General features: G+C 53.5%; 4 protein-coding genes. All 4 read right to left on the bottom strand.

Annotation, left to right across the window (positions count from 1 at the left end; genetic code table 11):
• Window positions 1-138: 138 nt before the first annotated feature.
• Window positions 139-651, bottom strand: coding sequence for a hypothetical protein (locus D6694_13915; GenBank protein RMH36438.1), 513 nt, complete (start codon window positions 649-651; stop codon window positions 139-141).
• A 249-nt stretch (window positions 652-900) separates the two neighbouring features.
• Window positions 901-1,392 carry a hypothetical protein gene (locus D6694_13910; GenBank protein ID RMH36437.1) on the bottom strand — a complete coding sequence of 164 codons (492 nt, stop codon included), beginning with the start codon at window positions 1,390-1,392 and terminating at the stop codon, window positions 901-903.
• A 469-nt stretch (window positions 1,393-1,861) separates the two neighbouring features.
• Window positions 1,862-2,527, bottom strand: a complete 666-nt coding sequence (locus D6694_13905; protein RMH36436.1) for a hypothetical protein — start codon at window positions 2,525-2,527, stop codon at window positions 1,862-1,864.
• A 24-nt stretch (window positions 2,528-2,551) separates the two neighbouring features.
• On the bottom strand, window positions 2,552-3,166 hold a 615-nt coding region (locus D6694_13900; GenBank protein RMH36435.1), incomplete at its 5' end, for a hypothetical protein.

Here is a 3,166-nt window from a genome sequence, read left to right as displayed (position 1 = left end):
TCGCTCCAGCCGCCCCAGCGCATCATAGCTGAGCGTCAGGTTCACCGGACCCGTCACCCGGGTGAGCCTGTTCTCCACATCATGAGCGTAGCCCCACGCCCCCCGCCCCGCAAGATTGCCGTGGCAGACGTCCTATTTCTATTTTTGCTCGATATAATATCTGACCGCGCGATACTTTACATGACATAATGGGAAATCTTGTTTATTCTTTATATATGAATCAACATCTTTAGTAAAGTAGAACGGTTGCTCAATTACGGTATGATAGTAATCCTCCGCCAAGGCAGCGCTCATCATGCCTCCCTCCGCTTCCCACGGCGTCTCGCCGAAACTCCAATGCTGCCAGGCCATGGCCGTCCAGTTTACTCTGCCCTCATTGTCGCGTGTGACGAAATAAAGAACCGTCTGGCTCTCACACAGATCTGCGCCCCGACTGGCATCATGCAGCGGTCTCGGGTCGTGGATGAGCACAAGAAGGGTTCGATCCGAAAAAGCCTCTCCAGTCGCCGTCCTGTCCGGCCGACAGGCCGCAACGAAGGCCGGCCTTGCCGGAAGCGTTTTCGAGATGCTGCTCTCGGCCGGTTCCATCTGGCCCCATGCCGCCCCCGTCCAGATGAAGAAGGCGATCAGAATCACAGCCAACTGCCGCATCTCGCCCCCCCTTTCAGTTGCCAATCGGAAACAGCGGCCCGAAAGTGACGAAGAATATCCGTGTGGGACCCAGCAGCCCCCGTGGTGCAGAATTGTTGAAGGGGCCGATTGCCGAAAGTGGAAACTGTTGACCGATGGGAACGCCATTCTCATCTCTCAATACGCGCGGTAGCGTTCTTTTGGGAGAAGACAGAAAATAATTGTCGTACCTTAAACGATACCTCATATTCGCCAAAACTTCATATATTCCTAATTTCCTTTTGGCTTTCCGATGTATGCATTGGTGTTCACAAAGTCCAAACTGCAAACATCAAAATTCCCTCTTCCTTCCAAATATCCCTCCCAGTCTTTCACAAACACGAACTTGCGTCTCATGAGAGTATCGTAGTAGTCTTTGGCAAGGGCAGTCGTCATCAACCCCCCGCTTGCTTCGAAGAATTCGTCGCCTCCCCAATGCTGCCATCCCATGAAGCTCATTTCCCGCTTGCCATCCTTTTCCGTAATCACCACGACCATGCTTACCGCCGCGCAAAGCCCCTTTCGGAGCCGCACTTCGTGTACCAGTGCAATTACGAACGGTCGAGTTCGCCCCAGAAAGTCCTTTTCAACCCGACAGGCTGAAACAAAAGCTGGATTTTTCGGATTCGCGTCTTGCTCCGCCCACACAGGGTGATGGCCAAGGTTCAATATTGCTAGCCATGGGATTATCAGACGGAAAACGATCGCTCTCGTTTCACGCATTCACAACCCTCCGCACCTTGCTCCCACATATTCGGTTCCGCGTCACCATACAGATGGTCTCTCGAACGTCCCAACGAATATCTCCGTCGGGCCGGGGACGGGACTCGGGCTGGAGCTGGCGAACGGTCCGATAACGCCGCGCGAAGTCCGAAATTGAATGCTTCTTCCGCTTGGTCGTTCTCTCACAAGGGACGGCCCCTCACAGGCCGGCCTCTCCCCCCTGCGTACCCCCCGCGTGGCTGATGTCGAGGAACACCTCGAACATCCTCCCTGCCCCTTTTCGTTTCCGCCTCCGCACAGCCCTTCTTCCGCAGCGTCTTCCGATAACGCTTTCGAGACGCCCGCCATAAGACGCTTGTATCCAATACGTCATTCCGATGGTCCAGACGGACTATCGAAAACATGTTTGCGGCAGTAGATATTTGCCTTTACATCGGTCAACGATACATCATTGCAATGCAGCAGATGGTTACTGCGGCTGGTTACCGTCATGCTCGCGCCCATTTTCCGGTTGTTGCGCCCCCGACGGTTTTTCCGGTGCCTTGCCTCCGCCAAAAATCTTGGACAGAGCGTCTTCATATTCCTTGACATGACGAAAAACGAACTTGCAGGCATTCAATTTCGCATAATTTTGCTTGATGTACGAACGCCAGTCGTCTGTAAGTGTAAAAGGCTGAGATGAGAGATATTCTATGATATCTCTCTGTATGACTCGTGACATAGCCCCGAATGCGTACTCCGCCGACCCATCAGGAAATTCCTTCGAATATGCTAGACCGAATAAACCAAGATAGTAATAATTCTTTCCATTTATCTTAGAAAGGAATTTTACCAGACTCCTTTCTTCACTTTCTTCATCCGGTTCTTCATTGACCTCATATATGTCATAAAGAGCGAATCCAGGAATCAACTCCCCATCTACAACAGATATGTCAAAAACATATGCCCAGATATCTCCTACCCCTATGCCGATAGTCGCCGCGGGCACAGCCGTACTTTCTTCATCAACGACGCGACAGGCAGAGACGAACTGATTTGGCCATTTCTTCCGTGCACCTTCCGCCCCCGACGCTGAAGGCGATGCAAGAACGCATGCCGTCACCACGAGCATGAAGCGCATGACCCAGATTCTCATGACACATGATCTCCTCTATGCAGGCTATCTCAGAGTGAACAGAACGAGATAGATGCCTGTTGCGCCAAGATCAGATCCGCACGCCGGTACAGTCTTTGGACAACGATTCTCGAAGGGCCCTATGACGGATATCGGCACACGGTTCGGGTATATTTTATGGGGCAGAGTTGACAGGAGTTTCAGATTTGGGAAACGACCCCCTATCTCTCGATAGTTAAAAAACAGCGCCCCGCCGGTGGGATCCGGCAGGCCGGCCGCGCGATCCCGCACCACCTGCTCGGCCAGGGCGATGAGGTCATTCAAGAGCATCGTCTCTTCCATATTGAGCGATCTCGTGATTCTGTCGCAGGCCGTGTGCTTGCAGTCGCCAACTTTATCTCTCAACTTCTTATTGAGGAGCTCGTTGATCAGCACATTGATAAGGGCGATCCGCGCCTCCAGAATTCGCGCACCCGTCACTGCCGTCGTCTCGTTGAAGGTAACGATTCCCAACTGCTCAAAGCTATAGAAGAAGGCGTCCTCCCCGAAGAATGCGCCACCGCGCTCGCCCACAACCACGATCTCCTCGCAGCCGTCGCCGCAGGCGCCGGACGAGGCACCACCAGAACCGCGCCCGCCCCCTCCGCCAGCATGGGCACC

Source organism: Gammaproteobacteria bacterium, assembly GCA_003696665.1.
Taxonomy (GTDB): Bacteria; Pseudomonadota; Gammaproteobacteria; order Enterobacterales.
Note: the sequence above shows the minus strand (reverse complement) of the source record. Positions and strands in the feature narration are given on the sequence as shown.